16 protein-coding genes and 1 pseudogene are annotated in these 21,773 nt (G+C 33.2%); 8 read left to right on the forward strand and 9 right to left on the reverse strand.

What is annotated here, in order from left to right:
* Positions 1–507 precede the first annotated feature (507 nt).
* The gene (locus ACP3VS_RS17305; RefSeq protein WP_426389401.1) at positions 508–1,371 is read right to left on the reverse strand and encodes a YitT family protein; all 864 of its coding nucleotides are present in this window, start codon (positions 1,369–1,371) and stop codon (positions 508–510) included.
* 975 nt (positions 1,372–2,346) lie between these two features.
* Between ACP3VS_RS17305 and ACP3VS_RS17310 the strand changes: the two genes are divergently transcribed.
* Together ACP3VS_RS17310 and ACP3VS_RS17315 are read left to right on the forward strand one after the other, a co-directional pair.
* Positions 2,347–2,727 carry a transposase gene (locus ACP3VS_RS17310; protein ID WP_243432709.1) on the forward strand — a complete coding sequence of 127 codons (381 nt, stop codon included), beginning with the start codon at positions 2,347–2,349 and terminating at the stop codon, positions 2,725–2,727.
* Between the two features lie 387 nt (positions 2,728–3,114).
* A pseudogene (locus tag ACP3VS_RS17315) lies at positions 3,115–3,971 on the forward strand (aminoglycoside phosphotransferase family protein).
* 432 nt (positions 3,972–4,403) lie between these two features.
* Here ACP3VS_RS17315 and ACP3VS_RS17320 read toward each other — a convergent pair.
* Together ACP3VS_RS17320 and ACP3VS_RS17325 are read right to left on the reverse strand one after the other, a co-directional pair.
* Positions 4,404–5,510, reverse strand: a complete 1,107-nt coding sequence (locus ACP3VS_RS17320) for a GerAB/ArcD/ProY family transporter (protein ID WP_426389357.1) — start codon at positions 5,508–5,510, stop codon at positions 4,404–4,406.
* A 157-nt stretch (positions 5,511–5,667) separates the two neighbouring features.
* Complete coding sequence (locus tag ACP3VS_RS17325) at positions 5,668–5,844, reverse strand: Ger(x)C family spore germination C-terminal domain-containing protein (RefSeq protein ID WP_368042004.1); 177 nt, start codon at positions 5,842–5,844, stop codon at positions 5,668–5,670.
* A gap of 265 nt (positions 5,845–6,109) precedes the next feature.
* Here ACP3VS_RS17325 and ACP3VS_RS17330 point away from each other — a divergent pair, with 265 nt between their 5' ends.
* From ACP3VS_RS17330 to ACP3VS_RS17340, 3 genes are all read left to right on the forward strand, one after another.
* Positions 6,110–7,267, forward strand: coding sequence for a Ger(x)C family spore germination protein (locus ACP3VS_RS17330; RefSeq protein WP_207889947.1), 1,158 nt, complete (start codon positions 6,110–6,112; stop codon positions 7,265–7,267).
* On the forward strand, positions 7,260–7,424 hold the full coding sequence (locus ACP3VS_RS17335) for a hypothetical protein (protein WP_207889948.1): 165 nt from the start codon (positions 7,260–7,262) through the stop codon (positions 7,422–7,424). Before ACP3VS_RS17330 ends, ACP3VS_RS17335 begins: the two co-directional genes overlap by 8 nt.
* A gap of 101 nt (positions 7,425–7,525) precedes the next feature.
* A complete protein-coding gene (locus ACP3VS_RS17340) occupies positions 7,526–7,840 on the forward strand; it encodes a hypothetical protein (protein ID WP_207889949.1) in 315 nt (104 codons plus the stop codon).
* Between the two features lie 690 nt (positions 7,841–8,530).
* On the opposite strand, the gene ACP3VS_RS17345 is transcribed toward ACP3VS_RS17340, so the two are convergent.
* From ACP3VS_RS17345 to ACP3VS_RS17360, 4 genes are all read right to left on the reverse strand, one after another.
* The gene (locus ACP3VS_RS17345) at positions 8,531–9,163 is read right to left on the reverse strand and encodes a hypothetical protein (protein WP_207889950.1); all 633 of its coding nucleotides are present in this window, start codon (positions 9,161–9,163) and stop codon (positions 8,531–8,533) included.
* An 11-nt stretch (positions 9,164–9,174) separates the two neighbouring features.
* Positions 9,175–10,731: a hypothetical protein gene (locus tag ACP3VS_RS17350; RefSeq protein WP_207889951.1), complete on the reverse strand. Its 1,557-nt coding sequence runs from the start codon at positions 10,729–10,731 to the stop codon at positions 9,175–9,177.
* Between the two features lie 30 nt (positions 10,732–10,761).
* Positions 10,762–11,457, reverse strand: coding sequence for a hypothetical protein (locus tag ACP3VS_RS17355; protein ID WP_207889952.1), 696 nt, complete (start codon positions 11,455–11,457; stop codon positions 10,762–10,764).
* A 1,389-nt stretch (positions 11,458–12,846) separates the two neighbouring features.
* Positions 12,847–13,008: a spore coat protein CotJB gene (locus ACP3VS_RS17360; RefSeq protein WP_243432696.1), complete on the reverse strand. Its 162-nt coding sequence runs from the start codon at positions 13,006–13,008 to the stop codon at positions 12,847–12,849.
* Positions 13,009–13,585: 577 nt separating this feature from the next.
* On the opposite strand from ACP3VS_RS17360, the gene ACP3VS_RS17365 reads away from it, so the two are divergent.
* Together ACP3VS_RS17365 and pbfA are read left to right on the forward strand one after the other, a co-directional pair.
* On the forward strand, positions 13,586–14,194 hold the full coding sequence (locus tag ACP3VS_RS17365; RefSeq protein WP_031417167.1) for a YpjP family protein: 609 nt from the start codon (positions 13,586–13,588) through the stop codon (positions 14,192–14,194).
* Positions 14,195–14,985: 791 nt separating this feature from the next.
* Positions 14,986–16,344, forward strand: coding sequence for a (R)-1-hydroxy-2-aminoethylphosphonate ammonia-lyase (pbfA, locus tag ACP3VS_RS17370; RefSeq protein WP_036215988.1), 1,359 nt, complete (start codon positions 14,986–14,988; stop codon positions 16,342–16,344).
* 727 nt (positions 16,345–17,071) lie between these two features.
* On the opposite strand, the gene ACP3VS_RS17375 is transcribed toward pbfA, so the two are convergent.
* Positions 17,072–18,730 (reverse strand): methyl-accepting chemotaxis protein, encoded by a 1,659-nt coding sequence (locus ACP3VS_RS17375; protein WP_012294270.1) that lies wholly within the window; start codon positions 18,728–18,730, stop codon positions 17,072–17,074.
* 1,420 nt (positions 18,731–20,150) lie between these two features.
* Positions 20,151–20,501, reverse strand: a complete 351-nt coding sequence (locus ACP3VS_RS17380; RefSeq protein ID WP_012294272.1) for a winged helix-turn-helix transcriptional regulator — start codon at positions 20,499–20,501, stop codon at positions 20,151–20,153.
* A gap of 111 nt (positions 20,502–20,612) precedes the next feature.
* On the opposite strand from ACP3VS_RS17380, the gene ACP3VS_RS17385 reads away from it, so the two are divergent.
* Complete coding sequence (locus ACP3VS_RS17385) at positions 20,613–21,668, forward strand: zinc-binding alcohol dehydrogenase family protein (protein WP_012294273.1); 1,056 nt, start codon at positions 20,613–20,615, stop codon at positions 21,666–21,668.
* The last annotated feature ends 105 nt before the right edge of the window (positions 21,669–21,773 follow it).

Consider the following 21,773-nt stretch of genomic DNA (forward strand, 5'->3'; position numbering starts at 1 on the left):
TTTAAATCTGATTCATCTGTTACAATAAAAAAGAAATGTTCAACATGTTTTAAAAGAAGATATCGTGGCCGGAAGTAGGGGGGCTTATTTAGTTACCCAGTGAGAATGTACCTGATTGGCGGATAGTTAAAACTAAGGAACTGTTTAGAATTACACACATGCCTATTTTAGGTGACTTTCTTGATATTAATTGTCAAAATTCATTGTGTTCTAACGAGTCACTACAAAAATATAGTTTAAATGGAGTGAACCATGAAGAAAAATTAACAACTATGTACCAAACTATGGGATTAGAAAAGTTGACTCATTACATAGAGTTGTCCATTATTATGCAAGTAATAAGATTTTAGGTGTAGATAGGAAGTTTTCTAGTTATAAGAAAAGCTTTTACGGTTTTAGTCTATACAACTAGAAATATGGAGTAAAGAAACAGTTCTTTTTTTAGTATATGTTTGAGAAGCATAACTCAATTATATAAATGGAAATGGGCTGTGTTACGCCCATTTTTTAGTGAATATCCCTCTTCTTGAAGCGCCCACCCTTTACCTCTGCGATATTACCAATGGCTAAAAAAGCATTATCATCAATCTCAGCGACAATCGATTTTAGTTTGGATTCTTCTAAACGAGTAATAACAGTAAATATGACCTTCTTATCGGTTCCAGTATAAGCTCCTTCTCCATGAAGGAAAGTGACGCCACGCACGAGTCGATCCATAATCGCTTGTCCAATTTCATCAATGTCTTCACTAATGATATAGACGGATTTTGATTCTTCTAACCCTTGAATAACAATATCAATCATTTTATAAGCAATATAATAGGCAATGATGGAGTACATAGTTTGCTCCCAATTAAAAACAAAACCTGCTACTGTGAAAATAAGGACGTTGAATAACATAATAATTTCTCCCACTGAAAAAGGTGTCTTTCTATTAAAAAGAATGGCTAGTATTTCGGTACCATCTAAAGAACCACCATAACGAATAACAATTCCCACACCAACACCTAATATCATTCCTCCAAAAACTGTAGCCAATAATGTGTCTTCTGTAAATGGATGTATGTTATGTAAGAGAAGGGTTGCTAAGGAGAGTACGGTAATACCTAGCCCAGTAGACAGTGCGAAAGTTTTCCCAATTTGTTTATAGCCTAAGAAAATAAAAGGTAAGTTTAAAATGAAGTTGAAAATACCAAGAGGAAAATTTAATAAATGAGATGTAATGATGGAAATACCAACAATGCCTCCATCCATAATGTGGTTGGGTACTAAAAATAATTCTAAGCTTAATGCCATTATAATCGCACCTAATGACACCATAATAATTCTAAGGAAAATTTTACACATAATCGTTTTCTGATGTCTAAACATTTTTGTTAGATTCTCAGAGGTTTGTGAATCACCCAATTTAATCGCCCCAATCAAATAATGTACGTACCCTTATATTCTATCGGAATGTTAATAAAGTAAAAATTATTAAGTCAAAAGTGGCCATAGTCTATCGATCTTCTTTTCAAACCCTTAAAAAAATCAAATAAATTGTACTTAGAAATTTTGAATGTGAGGGTGCTATTTGTTCGAAGATGCACATGGCAGAGAAAATACCTCACTACTTATACAGATGAAGATTTATTGCTGCCTTTAAATATAAAATTACAATGAACAAATCTTATCACTTGCAGTCTAGCTCACTAGTATAATTATCTGGTAATCAGAGATATGTTTAGTGAGAATTAAATAAAATTGTATACTGAAGAAGATGTATAGTAAATATTCCTTATTTGGGTATTTATAGTTATGTGAAAATTAGAAAGACAGACCTACCAACGATCAACGTTTAAATCTGTTTCCTATTATTTGAACATAGCAAAAAATTAGCTCAGGAAAATTTAACTCTCTAATCAAGCAAAGAAGTCAAGTTTAAGAAAAGTAAAGACGGATGCCTTCTATGCCTACCAGTTACGTGTTTTCTATTACAAAGAGGAATTCGAACTTATAGAATGAGATGGATTCAACTTCTAAACTTTCGCAATCTATCGAGACAACAGGAGATTATAACGAATATGCATGTGGAAGCTAAGCTACAATTGCATACTATTTTAGATCAATTTTCCCTGAATATAGAAAATTTTTTGAGATCTTTTTTCTAAAGTCTCTTTGTTGATATTGAAAGAGAATATCTAACATCAGAAAAAGCTCTAGAATTTAACTAGGATGATCTCTACGCGAGTATTGCCCGAGTCGTTCTGTCCATCGACAAGGGAAAAGGCAAGGAAACTAATAGATTCAGCCAATTAAAGACCTTTTCAGAAGGTGATGTATCAAAGTCACTTATTTAATCTGAATATGTATATTGATATCCTATTTCATTACCCATATAATATTATCCAATCAATCCCTGGAATCGGTGAAAAAATCGCTCAACGTTTATTTTTGAAATTGAGTCAATTGTTGGCCTACGCTGGAATCGATTCGAGTATATATTCGTCGGGAAAATTCACAGCGACAACGAATCCGATTACTAAACGTGGTTCTAGTAGGATACGGCACGGTTTATATTTAGCTGTTTTGTGTGGAATAAAAAGCTCTAGAAATAACATACTCAAAGAGTTTTATGACAAGAAACGGTCAGAAGGAAAGCCTATAAAAGTTGCGTTAGTTACTTGTATTATTAAACTTCTTCAATTGATAAAGAGGAAAGAAGCTTTTCTTAATTTATTAAATTGACCATTAGGTGAAAAGCCTTCCACAATACACTTGGAGGGTTATTTGGTATTCCCAAAACAGTATAACATAAAGAAAAGTGCCATTTTACAAAAAGACATTGACACCATATTAGCTGGTTTAGTTCAATATGTTATAAGCGGATTTAAGAATAAACACCAAATATTTTAATTTTTCCATTAAAGTGTACTTCTTTGAAATAAGGAAAGCTTCTTTTAGCATGAAAAGTGCCAATTCATTGAAAAAAACTTCTAAATTAGAAATTGGATTTTATGTTAATCATGATGAAAGTTTGTGAAAAAATGTACTTATGCTAACTTGCAGAATAGGAAAGGGTGAACTATAGTGAAAATTTGGAAAAGGAACTAATACAATTAGTTTGGAGGACTTATGAATATAAGTGTAGAGTTAGTCGAGAATTTAATTTCAGAACAATTTTATCAATGGAAATATTTGAAAATTGAGCTAGTCAAAAAGAGCGGGCATGATAATCGAACATTTCACTTGAGTGAAAAAATGACTGTAAGATTGCCTAGTGGAAAAGCATATGAACCACAAGTACAAAAAGAAGCAAAATGGTTACCCATATTAGCAAAGGACTTAACTCTTCCAATTACTGAACCTGTGGTAAAAGGGCATCCAACTAAGGAATATCCTTTTGAGAGGTCTGTTAATAAATGGTTGTCAGGGGATACAGTTAATAAAAATAATGTTAATTTATCTTTGTTTGCTGAAGAGTTAGCGAAATTTTTATTGGAATTTGAAAGAATTAATGCCTCAAATGGACCAATCGCTGGTCTCCATAATTTTTATAGGGGTGGAGATTTAAGTGTCTATGACTCTGAAACAAAGAAAGCTTTAATTAAACTTGAAGGGAAAATTAATATAGCAAATTGTCAATTGATTTGGCAGCAAGCCCTCTCAAGTAAATGGGAAAGAGAGCTAGTATGGGTACATGGAGATATAGCTTCAGGAAACTTATTGGTTCAAAATGGACATCTGGCAGGTGTTATTGATTTTGGAATCTTAGATACAGGAGATCCTTCTTGTGATTTAGCTATGGCATGGACTTTTTTTGATAAAGAAAGTCTAGAAATATTTATTAAAAGCATGAATTTAGATGAAGGTACCTGGGACCGTGCTAAAGGTTGGCATTATGGAAGGCATTAATTACTTACAATAGTCTTGATAAAAAATTAAGGGAAAATGCTCGTTATACTTTAAATGCAATTCTAAATGATGTGTAAATCCTACATAAGAATGTTAGATTTATTCGTGGAGTTTAATGTTTGTGGCATTGTACTTAAACTAACAGGGGCTGTAGTTCAATAACGAACTTCAAAAATCGGGCGTATTTCTAATAAGAAGTGCGTCTTTGACGTTGGACTTGAACATAGTTATGCCCATCGCCAGAGAGGCAACAGTGTCTCTCTTCGATGAGGACGACCACCTCTGGATCATCGTTATAAGTTAGTCGGACTTAAATCAAGGAGTCCACTCCTAAACATTCAACGGAGACTATGCCAACTACATTCTATTCTATGCAGTAGTGCCTGGGTTAATCGGGTAGCAAATGTACAGAAGACGACCATCGTGAAGTGACCCTAAAAAGTTGGACACAGTTATTTTATTAGGCGACCTGATGAGTTCGGTATTGCACCGGACTCATTCCCTAACTTCTAATGTTGCCTTTTATCTTCCTTTCCAGGAGGTATGTGGTTTCTTCGTAACAAATATATAATTCCTAAAAAGACTGGCCAAAGAACTACAATATATCCCATATAGTTACTAGCCATAATAAGTTTTGTTTGAATTTCCTTTGAGAGTGGTAATTTTATAATGCAAAAAATAAACACTGAAATAAATATAAGTTTATATTTATTTCGCTTTACTAAAAGTGAATCTAGTCCTTTTTTTGCACACCATACATAAGCACCAACCGTTGATAAAACTAGAAATACCCACATTGTAATGCCAATAATATCGATTCTTTCTACAAAAGACAGTTCCCCTGCTTTAAATAAATTTAAAACGGAAAATTCTACGTTTTTCAATTGCCATTCTGAATAGTACATTATACTTATAGCAGTTGTAAAAAAGAATAAGAATATACTTATCCATATTCCAATCAAAGAATCGCGAAATGCTTTTTTCTGATTTATAATGTAAGGAAAGTAAAACATGATTAATTCATAACCTAGAATAGAAAGGTAGCCTTCTTTAAAAGCAGTAAGAAATTCTTTAGTATTGAAATTAAATAATGGAAAAAAATGACTTACACTCCCTTTTTCAATAGCCCAATGTAAAAAATAGAATAAAGCTATTGATAAAAAGAAGGCAAACATGCTAAATCTTGCAATAGACTTTATACCTCCAATAACAATGTAAACAAGAATTAATAAAAAACAAATAACTGGTAATGTAATTGTTTGCTCTTGTAGTGCTGAACTTTGTATAAGGTGCATATAATCACTTATTATTCCTGCACTAAAAACAATGAATTGAATAATAAAAAATAGGTTAATTATTTTACCAAAAGATTTTCCTAACAAAACTTCATTTATACGAAATAAATTATCATTTGGGAACTTTGAACAAAGCCATATTATCTGCCATAAATTCACACTTGCAATAATCCCAAATAAAAGTGGCATAAATGCCTGACTATATCCCATTGAACTAAGGTTCTGTGGTAAAGTAAGGATACTTGTGCCCATCATTATATTTTGCCCTAATATGATAACATGGTAGCGATTTAATATTTTTGAATTATTATTTGCGCACAAACGAGTTCACCCATTTTCGGTTTATAGTCTGTAATCGTTTTTAATAATGAATGCTTAGATTTTTTTAAAATATATCTTATATCGTATTTGAATACTTATTCAAACTAAGCCATTTCTTAAAATAGTAAAGGAAATATTTACATTTACTTTCATATTTTTATACTACTTTTCTTAGTTTTGGATGTCTCACAGTTCTTCTATATTTTCCTGAAAATCCCACAATATCTGACTCTAACTCTTGAATACGATCGATTATTCTAGGTATTTCATTTATAAGTTTCTTTTCAATGTCCTTTTCTAGTGCAGTCACACTTTTCTTCTTGTCCGATATCATGACCTATTAAGAATGTTAACTCCACTTTATCTAGACCGTACACACCCGATTAAAAAGGTAGTGATAATAACATTAAATAAAATCATGTAATCGGCATTTCTTTACTCCATATCCTTTTTCTTCTCATCAGTTTGTTCTATCTCAGAGGAGTTTATACTATCCAAGAATAATACAAGCATTAAGTTACTTATAATTGTATAGAACATCTTTTTAATGTTAATAATTTACTTGTACACATTTAAAAAAAATCAGGAGAAAAATGCCGATGATTAGAATATTTTTATTAATTTCCCCTTTTACTCTTCTTCTACTTACAGGCTGTTGGGATATTACTGAACCACAGAAAATGTACTATGTCAATGGAGTCGGGGTAGATTATATAGATAATCAGTATGTAATTTACTTACAGTTCATTAACTTCTCCAATGTTGCGAAATCTGAAAAAACCAGTCCTGATGCCACCCCATCTGAAATTGGACATGCTAAAGGAAAAACTATTGAGGAAGCTATTTATAAATTATATCGATCAGTTGACCAAGAAATTTTTTGGGGGCATATGACTTATTTACTATTATCTGAGGATGCTTTAAAAAGTGAACTTGCTAATTCGGTACTAGACACTTTCACAAGATTTAGGGAGACAAGATATCAAATTTACGTACATTGTACATCGGACTCTATTGAAGAAATTCTTCTAGTTACCCCTATATTAAATAAGCCACTTGTTAATTCAAAATTAAGCACCCCCTTGAACACAAATACATTAGAGGCATTTACAAAACCAGTTAATTTAAGAAAATTAATGATAGGATTGAATGAACCAAGTCATGAGGTAGCTTTATCATTGGTTTCTATCAATAAAAATTGGGTATCTGAAAAAGAGAATCCCTCAACCGAAACAGCCATAAATGGTGTCTGCGTAATTTCAAAAGATGGATTTAAAGGTGCTATAACTAATAATCTTGTTGGTGGAAATCGCTGGATGACAGGTCATAAGAACCTTGGAAATATTACCTTTAATATAGGCGATAACGAAAGTAATTACATTACTGTAGATATTGAAAAATTAAACCTTGAAGTACTACCAATTGTAAAAGGAAATCAAGTAACATTTGAAATAGATATTGATTTTGAAGCTATACTCAATGGTTTTAAAGGTAATTTAAATGTAAATGAGTTAGAAAAAGGCATAGCTAAGAAAGTCAAAGAAGAAATAAAGACAACATATGAAGAGGGATTAAATTTAGACGTGGATATTTACCGATTATCAGAATATCTCTATCGAGATAACGTAAAAATGTGGAAAAAAATGGAAAAAAATGGAAAAATACCATTAACTAAAGATTCGATTAGTAAAATAACTATAAATGTAAATAAAATCCTTTCAGGGAGAAAGGTTTTTCAAGATAGTGTTGATGAATAAAAAAGATTCAGGTAGAGTTAGTGAACATTTGCAATTAATCGAATCAAAAGACTGGAATTATTGGTGGAGATTCGCTTATCAAGAAGATAAGTTTAACGATTGGGTTAAGAAACCAGAAGATCAATCTAATGAAATAATTAATCAAAATGAATTGTAATAATAGTCCTCGTCTTGACTACTTAAGTTTTAAGTGGTTTAACAGAGAAAGTAGCTCCTGTAGGTTTAACAGTTATCCTTTCTGATTGATGAGAGGATTTTATGAAATTCGCAGGGGATGCAGCAAATCAGTTTATAAATAATTTGAATGCAGAGAATAAGATGCAGCTTACCGAGACAGGTTACTATATTCAAGAAAGATTAAATGAAGTTGGTGAACTAATTAAAGAAACTTGGTCCAATACCTTTTCATATACAAATGAAACATTTTTTAAATTAATTGGGAAAAGTACTTGGAATCCAGCTGGTGTTCTAAAACACAAATGGACTAAAGCTAATGGACAAGTTATAGAAGAGTTTTGGAATCGCGCAGGGGGAATTACTGGAGATGGTTTTTGTGAGAAACTGGGGATATGATTGAACGCCTTATTCATCATATTGACGGGACAATGATTCATGAATAGTGGAATCGCGATGGAGAGAAACATTGAAAGAGGTATGGTCTAAACTTGAAGGAGCTGCCGAAAATATGTTTGAGCGCATAATTGAAGAATCCGATTAAGTACTGGCACTCCACTGTGTTTTGTATTTTAAGTACTATTATTGACTAAAATTTCTACTTAAAATAAAGATTGATTAAATATCCTGTGTAGAGAAATGCGGAATCGTTTCTTATTCCAATATTTTTTATAAATTGGATATTATTTTTGATTAATGCGCTTGAAAAATAGGGGGCATATAGAAATCATTTGTATGGTGATGTAAGAAGATAAGGGGTAAATAGTCCTTTAAGGCACAACACCACTTACTGTAAAATAGCATATTGAAATCACATTGAAATGTCGCCCTCTCTTTACTTAATTAAGTGATATGTAATCAAATATCTAATACTTAGAAAAAATAAGGTAACACTACATAGGAGAACTATAGGCAAAAGACTTTAGTCTATAAAAAAACCGAACTATTTTACGAAATCTTAATTTAGAGTTTTGTAATAGTTCGGATTTTATGTTTATATTTCTTTGATAATTTAAAAATTATCTAGCTTTAGTTTGAACAATTAGTTTTGTTCCATGCTCTTTTTTCAGCTGAATCTCTTTTTGTGCATTATCTCCCCACTAATTCAGATATTTTCATATATTCTTTTAATTTTACCGCTTTCATTTGTCGAGCTAATTTCATATAGTAGCCTCCGCCAGTACCACGTTGATTATAGCTAGAAACATTATGTGCGTTACAAATCGGTAATAAATGTACATTACCACCTTCATCAACTGTACTTGAATTTTTTGCATATAAAATCACATGCCCACCTACCAAAATTCCATGACACGTAAAGTCTTTCTTGCCCTCTGGTGTAGGTACAATTTCATCCTGTGAATCCCCAATGTAAATATCAGGCTTCGCACAACAAGATTCCACAGGATCAGACAAAACTTCTCGAATCAAAGCAATCCAAGAATTAACTGAATGTTTCGGGTCGGGTTTAGGTGAAGAACTTCCCTCCACGTTGGCAAAGTTTGTCCCGATATCTAAGGGATCTGTTAAACCATCATATACTGACCTTAAAGGTGCAATTATAAATTCATCTGTATAGCTCGTATCTGGGTTCCACAAATCTGTAAAATAAGCGCCTTTCTTATCCTTCGTTTTACGATAAACTACTCGGCATGTCGCTTCTTGCTCATTTGTTAATTGCAACTTAGCACCTTTTGCTGTAGCCGGGATATTTACAAACATTCTCGTTCCTCCTATAAGTTTAAAGTCTGTTTATTATATTTTTGATTGTAATCATCTAGCATTTTTTGAAATTTCGTTACAAACTCTAAAATAGAGATGAAATCGGTATTACTACTAGTCTCAGTATTGTTAATGTTGACACTTTTGTCTGCCGCTGTTGCTTCGAGATAATAGCCTAAGATTTGTGGATTCGTAAAGCGCACCGTTACGCTGTTAGCAGAGGATTGTACGCTGGAATTACTCTGCTTTGAGGATGAGGAAGTAGACCGGCTGCCACCGAAAATAAAAAAGCCTCCTCCTCTTGTTGAATGCTCCTCAACACTTTGCGCAAATGAATCTGAAATAGAGCTTGCAGTAGTAAATTTAATTGTAACATCTCGCGCAATGACAAATGACGTAGGGAAGCATGGAAAAACACATCCATTCATTTCCTTAAGACGTTTATCTGAAAAGCCCTGATAATCTTCCGTAGGTGCAATGGGTTTGCTCGATGTATTATACATATCCTCTGTCAGCAAAAAGACCCCGGGGTTAAACCACTCTCGTCCAATTTGTACTTTTACAACGGACATGCCGATTTGGATGGACATCTCTGAATTACTAGAAAACTCTTTTGTGATTGCTTCCTTATGACTAGAACTACTGGAATAGCCTCCAAAGAAAAAGGATACCCCATTGTTAAAGGAAGTGGCAGAAGTATTGGATTTGGAAGCCTGCTCTGCTTCTTTTAAACTGGATGTGAGGATAATTTGTGTAAAATTCTCAGGTACATGATTTGGTGCAACGTCATTTTTATCTAATTTCACACTTTCCCTCTTTGAAGTTTGTAAAAGAGTTGCAACTCTTATATTCTCTTTTAATGCCTCAATATCTTGATTTATATGTTCAAGTTGCTGCTGTAACGGGGCGAGCATGGATTTGAATTGTAGGTTATTTTTCGCTTCAAAATACTTCATCGCAGCTTCTGTTGCAATTTGTGCCTTGTCAATCAAATCATTTTGTGCACTAAAACACTCATCAAATTTAGCTTTAAATTTATTAAGTAAGTCTTGTACATCTTCAGCATTAATACCAAAAATGCGCATAACGGTTGAAGGCGAGACTTTTGTTACATTATCTACTCCCTGAGAAACTTTTACATCAACCAACGTTTTTAACATATCTACTGTTGCATATAAATATTTATCCGACAACGTCTTAAGTGCCTCTTTAAACACTGTATCGCTTTTTTCATAAGCGTCTTTTAATTCTTTAACTTCTTTTTCATTGGGTATAATCGCTAAAATTGAGTTAATATTATTGGTTATATTACTACGTTGGGTTACTAATAGACCAAGTTGCTGTGCTAATGCTGTTGGACTTTCAAGTAAGTCAACAGGTGTAAAGGAGGTATTCAATAAAGTAAACCAATTTTCTGGGTAAAGCTGTACAGGATAAACATGTGCACCTTCAGGATTCATTTTCCCTACATTGGCAACCGCAGAACGCGCCTCAGCAATCTCACGCCCCACACCACTATCTAAAATACCATTAATAATATCCATATCGCCTGGCGAAAAAACACTCAAAACTTTCCCAAGCTTCTCCTCCACCCCAAGCTACTCTGCCTCTGCCGTTATTTCATACCAATCCAAAAATTCATTATTGCGTTTTTTATACGCTTCAGCTGTAGGTTTTGGATATTTACTTGCAAATTCATTTTTCTTTTGTAACTGTTTTTCTGCCCATGCTTGTTTAGCCTTTACATAATCGCTATACAATCGGAAGAAAACTTGTTCAAGCGTGAGTATATCCTTCTTACCATCACCAAAATTATAAGGATATGGTGTCATTAATATTTCTCGCAGTTTGTTTTTAGCCTCAAAAAGCTTACTATTTAATTTAGGTGTTAGCATATCCAATGCTGTTTTATACTGTGTTGATAAATGACGCCCATTATCAGAGGCAGTCATCTGACAAGCATCAAATAATTTATTGACAAGCTTTGATTCATTGGCCCTAACATAAGAAGGCTTTGGTTCGTTATTTTCAATGTCATAGGCATACTGTGAGGCATCGATTAACGTTCCTGGATTACTCATACAGAAGAATTGATTTGCGTTACTGCCACCAATAACGGAAGTAATCTCTTTATATAGCTTATCTGCAAAGCTTTCAGTAGTAGCCGTCTCATCTTGCAAACCCTTCGTCGTCATTAACTCACTCTGTTCATCTGGCTTATCTGTAGAGCTAGGAGTAGGTATCTCGTTTTGCAAATCCTTTGCTGTCATTGAATTATTTTGTTCACTTTCCACTGTAAATCCCCCTTTACTTAATTATTGAGTTAGCAAAACCCTTTTCAACTAACCGCTAATTTTGTATTGCTGATATTGAAACATTAAAAGAATTACCCTCCATATTCGTATAGAGTAAAGAGGCAGGTGTATGCCCAGGTAGGGTCATAGCGATACAAACTCCTTTCTTTAAGTGTAATAAATATTTAAATATGACAATACTGACAAATGTTAATAATTAGATAATTAACAATTAAAAAATCTTTTACAGTGAAGTGTATATCCAATTGTTAAACGCTATCTAACAATTGGATATGAAGTTCATATTATGCAATTGATATAGGGTTTTCTTTGTAACTGTCTCTCCTTAATTAATGGGAGAAATCCTATTCTTATAAAATAATCAATCTACAATTACCTAATCCTCCTGCATCCAGTGTTGTCCTGAATTATACAAAAGGGATAGTCGTACCTATTGGTACCAGGGCAGGGTAAGCTAATGTATAGTGCGAAATAAAGCTAGGAGCTCTCACTTAATATCCCTAACATATGATTTAAGAGTAGAAGTAGACATCGGGGCTGATGCAATATGGTGTAATAAATGCCTATATAACTTTGAAATATCATATGTTCCAATTTCTATGGAACTGAAATCGGAATTAACAAAATGGATATTAAATTATGTGGGTAGATTGATTAGGCTAATGATGGAAGTCCCTAGTGGGATTGAGCTTGAAGAAATACATAATCAACAAGATTAAAGCTAACGGAAAAAGTAAAGAAGGAACTTGAAGGGAAATACAAAATTTCATTTTCCCCTTCTGCATTTGCAAAAAGGCATGCAAACAAAAAGAAGTAAACTGCTATTACATAAACGGGCTCATTTTCTTAAGTTAGGGAATGCGTATTTCTTTATCTAAACGGCCAGATTGTTTAGGAACAGTTCCAAACGGATATTATTGTTGGGATATTGAGTAAGAAAATTAACTTGGAAGTTTAGTGAAAAAAATACTTATATGAAATAAAGCGTTATATTGTTAAGATTTTATAAGTTAAACATTATGTGGGTGAATTTCCATAACATTATTTTATTTGAAAAAGAGTTGAATTAAGTGCCAATAGTAGAAACGTTTGAAGAAATATGTATATCAATTTTTATCTTTATCAAATTATCTTTTATTTCTTTTTCAGTAAAAAAGAGCCTAAAGAATCTTCTTTTAAATTTACCTGTAGGATAAATTTCTTGATTTTTTTGCGACTATTCCTGGAGCTTAACTTTTCACTTATATATTATTCTTTTTTGATACATGTACTAACCTTAACCGAATATTGGAGTTTCTTTTCATAATACCACAAAAATTATTCCTCCTTGACTTATATTTAGACCTGCTATGGCCAAGGGATATCAATTCACTTGAAAGGATAGCCAGAATATCTTCTTCCAAAATTCATTAAAGAACCAAATTTCTTCTCAAAATTAACTATAAGTATCATAATTTTTTCAAATTGCTGAGATGCATAATAATCATTGGGATGAGTATCCAAGTATATGATAAAATCGATGGCTTGCATTTCTTCAAATAGGGGATTAAAATTCGGGTGACATCTTTTTACTCACTCTGCTTCCCACCTTACTGAAAGCGGAAAGGGACTAAACGCTAAGTCCTATTCTTTATATTTCTCATCATAGTATTAACTCAATTTTTGAAAAAATTGGTTTATACTTATTACTAAATTTAATATTTGCTTACACGCCGCCAAGAATTATTAATAATATGTTAGCCCCAACAAGCCCCAACAAAGTCCCCAAATTAGCCCCAACTGTGTGCATTATTTTGCGTTAATATGCGTTGTAAATAAAAATGAAAAACCTCAAAAGCTGCATAGAACAGGCTTTTGAGGGCTTTGTAGGGTACATATTACAAAATAAAAAAATTAGTCCGTGAAACATAAAGATGATAAATAACCTAACATTAATAAAAGACCAATACCCATTGCGATGCTCATGCTTTGTACCTCCTTTAAAAAACGACACATTATTCATAAATATTGTACAATGAATTATAGAAATATGAAACCTTTTAATGGCGAGAACGTATATAATAATAGGAGAATTACCAATTTGTACATAAAGAGTAGGTGATACTGAATGAAAACGTGGGTTAAAAAAAGTATTGTCATAATGGTTGCGTTTTTAACATTTGGTTTAATTACGCCAACGCATGAAATATGGGAAGCATTTGATCAAAATCCTTCGAATCGTGCATCTATTGGTCCTGCATCAGGGACAAGCACGGCTCTAGCTGCTGAGCCTGATCTTAGTAGGGACGAGCAGGTTCATATCCAAGAGGAAGAAATTGATTATAATGCCTTGCTTATGGATGCAGCGAGAGAGCAATCATACATAAAGTTTGGTACTAAAATTGGTCCAAAAATTAGCCATGAATTCGACAACATCATCTTCCCAAAAATGGAGGAGGCGATTGCAATGACTGTCGCTAGTTTGGACGAGCAAGCTTTAGCATCTTTAACCATCTCAGAAAAGCCAAGTGGTAATTATGGTGAGAAAATTTTTAACGTGATCAACACCGACACAGGAGCTGATGTAATCCGCTTCCATGTACGTACAGAAAAAAGACCACAGGAAGGCTATTATTACAACTTCCATTATCACAGTGTCGAGGACAACTTCATGGCACATTATAACCTAGGCGATATTTATTGGGAAAAAAACACACCACCGAAGTGGTTGTCATAAAAGATTCGAAACACTCGTTTACAAAACGGGTGTTTTTTTGTGGGAAAACGTTGATATATCAAATTTTGTGTTAGTTCATTAATTTATTAATGCTGAATGTAATAGGGAGAGGGGCAAGTAGGAGAAATAATTTTAAGTTTTTACTTTGGATTTAGCAAAAATGTATCTTTTGGCTTATGAAGGGATAAAACAACGCCAATTCAAGCCAGTGAATGACGAAATAATTGGCGTGATAAGAATTGCGCGCCATATAATTGGAATATGACCACCAAGGATTTGGCAGTAATCCCCCCTTGAAATGGCGTTGCTGGAAATGATAGGATAATAATTACTCGAGTTAAATTTAGCTATAGCTAGATAAAAAGTATTAAATGGCATGTTAGTACGTACCTATGGTATATAGTTCTACTAATATATTTATTTTATCGATTCACCACAATAAAATAATAGATGCAAAAGCTGTTTTATACCAAATATATAAAATTGACTATGGAAAAGATAAAAATAGTCATTTTACGAAAAAAAGCTTCAATTTTAATTTAGAAATTTAACGCTTATTTCATTTAGGCAAAATCTTATATTAAAAATTTTTAACCACTCCATTGAGTGGTTTTTTATTTTGCCCTGATAAGTAAGTATAGGGCAGTTCCTCACCCTTGATTCACAACCAACAACTACGTATAAATGTGATTAGGTGAAAAGATTTACAAGATATTAATATCTATTTAAAAAACAAATGTTATTTTGTTTAGGTAAAAGAATTAATTACCTATAATGGAGGAGAAGAAATAATGGAAGAAAACATTGAAGTGTTAAGAACAGAGGGGGACATTAATTTAACAAAAACTCGTTCTTTATGGCAAGAAAAACATTTGAGCAAAGAATCTTTTGAGTTTTTAAACGATGACTCTAAGTATTATTTACATCAATCTCTTTCTACTCCTTGTTTAAATATTATTGAAAAAAGCTATGGAATTTACATAGAGGATATAGATGGAAGGAAGTATATGGATTTTCATGGAAATAATGTTCATCAAATAGGCTATGGTAATGAATATGTTATCCAAGCAGTAAAAGAGCAGTTGGATATTCTTCCATTCTCACCAAGACGTTATACAAATAAAGTTGCGATCCAGTTGGCAAAAAAATTAGTTGATATTGCACCAGAAAGTTTAAATAAAGTACTGTTGACTCCTGGGGGAACTTCAGCTGTTGGAATGGCTTTAAAACTTGTTAGAAAGGTAACAGGTAAATTTAAAACTATATCTATGTGGGATTCATTTCATGGTGCATCTTTAGACGCTATTTCAGTTGGAGGAGAAGCACTTTTCCGTAACGGTATGGGCCCTCTAATGCCAGGGAGTCTGCATATAGCTCCTTACAATTCATATCGTGGTTTGTTTGATGATGTCAATGGTAGATTTAAATCCCTTGACTATCTAGAATATGTACTTGAAAGAGAAAATGAAATCGGTGCAATTATTTTAGAGCCTGTTCGTTGTACAGACGTACATATCCCACCAAAAGAGTACTATCAACGTTTACGTAATATTTGTGATAGGAACAATATATTATTGATTTTTGATGAAATTCCAACAGCTTTAGGGCGAACAGGTAAAATGTTCACTTTTGAAAACTTTGGAGTTATTCCAGATATTGTTTTATTGGGAAAAGGATTGGGTGGAGGCGTATTTCCAATGGCAGCGATGCTTGTAAAAGGAGAACTTGATGTTGCCCAAGATATTGCACTCGGTCATTACACTCATGAAAAAAGTTCATTAGGTTGTGCAGCAGCATTGGCTACTCTTAATTATATCGAGGATTTTAAATTAATTGATAAAGCTAATCAATTAGGAAATTATATGAGAATACGTCTTAAAAAGATGCAAGAGCACTATGAAATTATAGGTGATGTTCGAGGAATCGGTCTTTTATACGGAGTAGAATTAGTATTAAATCGCAATTCGAAAGAAAAAGCTATATCTGAAGCAGAGCAAGTTATGTATAAATGTATGGAAAAGGGATTAAGTTTTAAAGTATCCCAAGGAAATGTGCTTACTCTCACTCCACCACTTATCATTAAGGAACATGAATTAGAACTGGCAATGGATATTTTAGAACAATCTATCCAAGAGGTTTTAGAGCAGTAATATAGATTTACGATTTATTAGACTGAAGAAACTAAACATCTCATATGAGGTGTTTTTATGAAATAAAGAAATTTGATGTAGTATTCCAAAACAAACAAAAAAATGATGTCGGTGGTGGTTATGTTAGATGGCATTGGGCAACCTAATTGTTATTTTGAAAAAAACAGTTGTCATAAAAGATTCGAAACACTCGTTTACAAAACGGGTGTTTTTTTGTGGGGGAACGTTGATATATCAATGTTTGTTGTAGTGCATTAAGTTATTAAATATAACATGAAAGGTTGAGGGGAGAGGTAAGGAATAGTATGTACCCCAAATTGTACCCCAAAATCATCATGATTTGATTTCATAAGATTTTTCAAATGAATTTAAGGTGATGATTTTATCCATGAGGGTAGATACATGTATCTCATCTTTTTCGAATGAATGTTATTGATAGTGCATTTCCATAAATTAAGTGGCATGACAGCACCGATTAAAAAAGAAAAAAATTAAAAATTGGGGTTTATTAGGTTGTTCATTACGTCAGTTAATATTTTGCCGTAGGGGATGGGCAATCGCACTGTTAGCCTACTTAAAGCAAAATTGAACAAAGTTTTAGAAATCATAATATACATAACCTACTGTAAGTGAGCGACATAAAAATAAAGCCCGAACATTGGCAAGACACTTCAACATGTGCCTTGCGCAATGATTCGAGCTACAATACCTTTATTTGAATAATGTTTTACAGTGAAAATTTATCTATTTCTTTTCTTAGTTGCTCCGCGAATAAATTCAGGTCACGAGCTTTTTCTGATACGATGTTGATACTCTTTAATTGTTCTTGTGCAGATGCGGAGACTTGCTCTGTTCCAGCAGATGTTTCCACTGCCGACCCAGAAATATTGTGAATAGAGCTAATAATTTTCTCCTTGCTCTGATTCATTTCAGATGAAAGCTGCTGAACATCACGAGCAACTTCAATTGTTTGATCTAAAGCCTCTTTAATTGTATTGAAAATATTGCTAGTGTCTGTAGCTGCCTTTGCATTTTGTTCAACGATTTCAATGCTAGTTTTGATTTCCGTTACAGCACTTTTCGAAATTGCTTGAATGGCTGTAATTTTACTTTTAATAATTTCTGTTGCGTTAGATGTTTGCTCAGATAGCTTCCGAATTTCATCAGCAACAACTGCAAAGCCTTTACCAGCCTCGCCAACACGAGCAGATTCAATCGAAGCGTTAAGAGCAAGTAAATTTGTTTGGGAAGCAATTTCTGTAATTGTATTAACAATACTCGAAATGTCTGAAGATGTTTTATCAACTTCTTGAACAATTGTACTAACTTGCTGTGATGAATCGCGATTTTTTTCCGACCATATAGAAAGCTGCTGAACCGTATCTACACCTTGATTGCTTAAATCATCAATTTGAGCTGTCATTGTTGCAATTTTTTCAGTATGCTCAAATACACGGTCAATATTGCTTGAAAGCTGTTCTAATTGTTCGGCTCCTTTTTCGGTATCGTATGCCTGCTCCTCAGTGGATTTAGCAATTTCGCTAATCGCTATACCAATTTCATCCGTTGTTTGTACAGTATCATCTGCAATCTGTAAAAGTGTTGTAGATGATTCTACTAACTCATTGCTTGTACTTTGAATATTAACCGTTATATCTCTAAGGGCGGAACGCATGGCTGTGATGCCTTGAGCCATTTGTCCAATTTCATCTTTGTGATTCGATAGCTTTACTAATTCCACACTTTCATGGAAATCTAAATTTGCGGTTTGCTGTAGCGTATTTTCTAAACTTTTTAGTGCTCTAACGATACGATCAATAATCCACCACATTAAGCTACCAATAATTAAAAAACTAGCGATGCCAATAATGATTTGAAACATTAGAACAGGTTCAATAATGGATTTGATTCCACTTTCAGGGACTCCGATGTCCATAACACCATAAAGCTCACCATTACGGTAAATAGGTTCCATAATATCATACGTCCATATACCTTGAACTTCGGCATACCATCTTGTAAATTGTTTTACCCCTTTAGTGGCCCCTTCTATTGTGTAGTCATCCTCATAGACTTTATTTAACTTATTTGAGTCACTATGTGCAACAGCTTTGACATTTTTATCAATAATAATGGCGTATGTTACATTGTCCTGTTGTACTTTTGTATCAACTAATTTTTGTAGTTCAGGTATTGGATCTGTTTCAGCATTTAAAATTGTTTCGGCTTGTTTAGCCATTTCAAAAACTTGCTCTTGAGCCTTTTCTATTAGTACTTCTTGGCTCTTTTTATTAACAATCCATACAGCTAAGCCCGCATTAACAATGGAGGCTACTAATAGTAATCCCAATGTGAAAAAAAGTAACCGCTTTTTAATGCTCTTCATGTTTTTTCCCCCTATACCAAAGTTTCAGTGGTTTAGCCTCTTCGTTGATAGTTAAATGTAAAATCTCTAATGAATTCAAGCAAGCTCAAAAATCTGGAATAAAGTTAATCGATATATAATGGATAGAGGCTTTACTACTGGATAACATACTAAAACTTTGGTAGATTTATCATACTTAAAAATAGTATTATATAAGGGAAATATAAAGTCAATACAGTTTGTGTAGAATAAAGACGAATTCTGTCTAAAAAACATTATTCTAGAATATGTTAAAGAGTGAAGCGTTAGGCCTCCAATGGCAGATAGTGAAGATACATTTTATCGATTTTAGCCGTTTATCTTTAATGTAAAAAAAAAGCACATTCTAATCTTCCATAGAAACGTCCAGTTGGACAGGAACCGTTGCAAAATGTATCCGCTTATTAAAGTGTTAGCGCCAGTAGTTTCGTTAACTATTCTATGACCTTGACATCTTTGGAGCACATTCGTTCATTTTTTATAATAATAGAGTGGGTAATCACTACTATAAGTACAACATGATATTCAAATAATGATAAAAGAATCCTACGGAAAAGAAGTCTGCTTTTCCGTGGGATTTTTTGTTGTGATTGGTGTAGAACCAGTACCTACAGCAACTTTGTGGAGTTGTAAAAAATACATACTCAATTAACAGAATATTCTAACTTTAAATAGAACCCGATTTTAGAGGCGCCAAAAGTTCCATCAAATGTTGGTAATTTATCTAACAGTTTCTGATAATTTAAAGGTATCAGGACCATCTATAAAGAAGGTTTTATAGGGGTAATTTTCGTTATACCAGCAAGACCCTAAGTCATTCTCCGTAATGGGTATTTTTTTAATTCTTCACTTCCGATTTTTGTTCCACCTACCTTTCGATGGAGAGGTACAAGCTAAAGATGTTGGAACTAATAATTACATATATAAGAAAGGGATTGGTATCTTGAAGAAAATTTTGCTTTCTGGCTATTTCAGTATAATTTTTTGTATAGGTATATTGTACGTACCTGTGTCATTAAAGTGGGGGCCACATCTTGAATTTTATGATAAAAGGTATGTTCCTTTATGGCAATTACACACGCAGGAATTCCAAGTTGATGATTATTATCCAATTTATGAGCTTGATATGATAAGAATAATTTATGAAATTGGCATAGTAACTTTATTATACTTAATTGTGTATTTACTATTAAAGGAAGTCTTTCTTAAAAATTCATAATTATAATTCTGAAAAATAGGGTGGTTAAACGGAAAAAAGCACCCTCAACATGAGTGTGCTTTTTATAAAACAAATGGTCACTGATTTAAATTTGGTATGAATTAAGAGCATTAACGGCTCTTGTTCATTTTACGGCCGCATCCTATTTTTAATATTTACATATTTTGTTACTCGAAGAAGATATTATTTTTTTAAATTATACTGCTCCCCCCAATCTCTCATCAGTTTGATTATTGGTTCGAGTGTTCGACCGAATTCAGTTAATGAATATTCTACTTTGGGTGGTACTTCTTTAAAGATTTCTCTATGGATTATGCCATCCTTTTCTAATTCACGAAGTTGTAACGTTAGCATTCTTTGAGTAATATCGGGCATTAAACGTCTAAATTCATTGAAACGCTTCGTCCCTGACATAAGGTGATATAAAATCACACCTTTCCATTTACCACCAATTACTGCGAGTGTTGCTTCAACTGGACATCCATAGGCATCCGGACAAGCAGTATATAAAGTTAAATTACTATTATCTGTCATAAAATAACCTCCAAAATATTTAGTATACAAATTGATACTATCCAACAAAAATGTGCGTACTTACATTAAATATATCATCGTATTATTATAGCTGATATAAAGAATTAAAAAATGAATGGAAAAGGAGCAATTTTAATGATGGAAAAAATGAAAGCTGTAGGTCTACATCAATACTTACCTGTTGATGATGCAAAGAGTTTATTAGATATACAAATAGAAAAGCCGGTAGCTAAGGATAGGGACTTATTAATTCAAGTAAAGGCTGTTTCAGTGAACCCTGTTGATTATAAAGTTAGATCTCCGAAAGAAAAATATGAAGAAATTCCTAAAATTTTAGGGTGGGATGTGGCAGGCATTGTCGTCGAGGCTGGTCCTCTATGTACATTGTTTAAACCTGGTGATGAGGTATATTATGCTGGTGATATAACTCGCCAAGGCTGTAATAGCGAATTTCATCTTGTCGATGAGAGAATTGTAGGTCATAAGCCAAAGTCATTAAATTTTGCAGAATCTGCCGCATTACCATTGACTTCAATTACTGCATATGAGGCCATTTTTGATAGAATGAAAGTTAGTCATTTTTCAAACGAAAATAAAAATAAAACAATTTTAATTATTGGTGCAGCTGGTGGGGTAGGTTCTATTGCAATCCAACTAGCTAAATGGGCTGGATTAACCGTTATAGGTACAGCTTCTAGACAAGAGTCACGCATTTGGGCTACTGAACTAGGTGCAGACTTTATGATCAATCACTATGAGGAATTTATTCCACAGCTAAAAAAAATAGGTTTTGAAGCAGTTGATTATATTCTATGTTTGAATTCGACACAAGAATATTGGGTCAATATGGCGGAGGCTATCGCTCCACAAGGAACAATTTGTTCTATTGTAGAAACAGATGAGCCAATGAATTTGACATTACTTAAAAATAAAAGCGCAACATTTGTGTGGGAGTTTATGTTTACACGATCTATGTATCAGACTGAAGATATGAATGAACAACATAAATTATTAAATAGAATAGCAATTCTAGTGGATAGTAATATTTTAAAAACCACAATAACTAAAATTCTATATCCCATTAATGCAGACAATTTGAGAAAGGCGCACTCTATTCTAGAAAATGGAAAAACCATTGGGAAAATTGTGCTTGAGGGTTTTAAATAAGCAATTGTGACTGCCTTTGTATGAGGCAGTCAATTTGCTTATTCAACTAATATGGAGGTAGGGAAAAGCATGTATCCCAAATTTTTTATAAGTGATGATTTCATC

It is taken from the genome of Lysinibacillus sp. VIII_CA (genome assembly GCF_049943995.1).
Classification (GTDB): Bacteria; Bacillota; Bacilli; order Bacillales_A; family Planococcaceae; genus Lysinibacillus; species Lysinibacillus pinottii.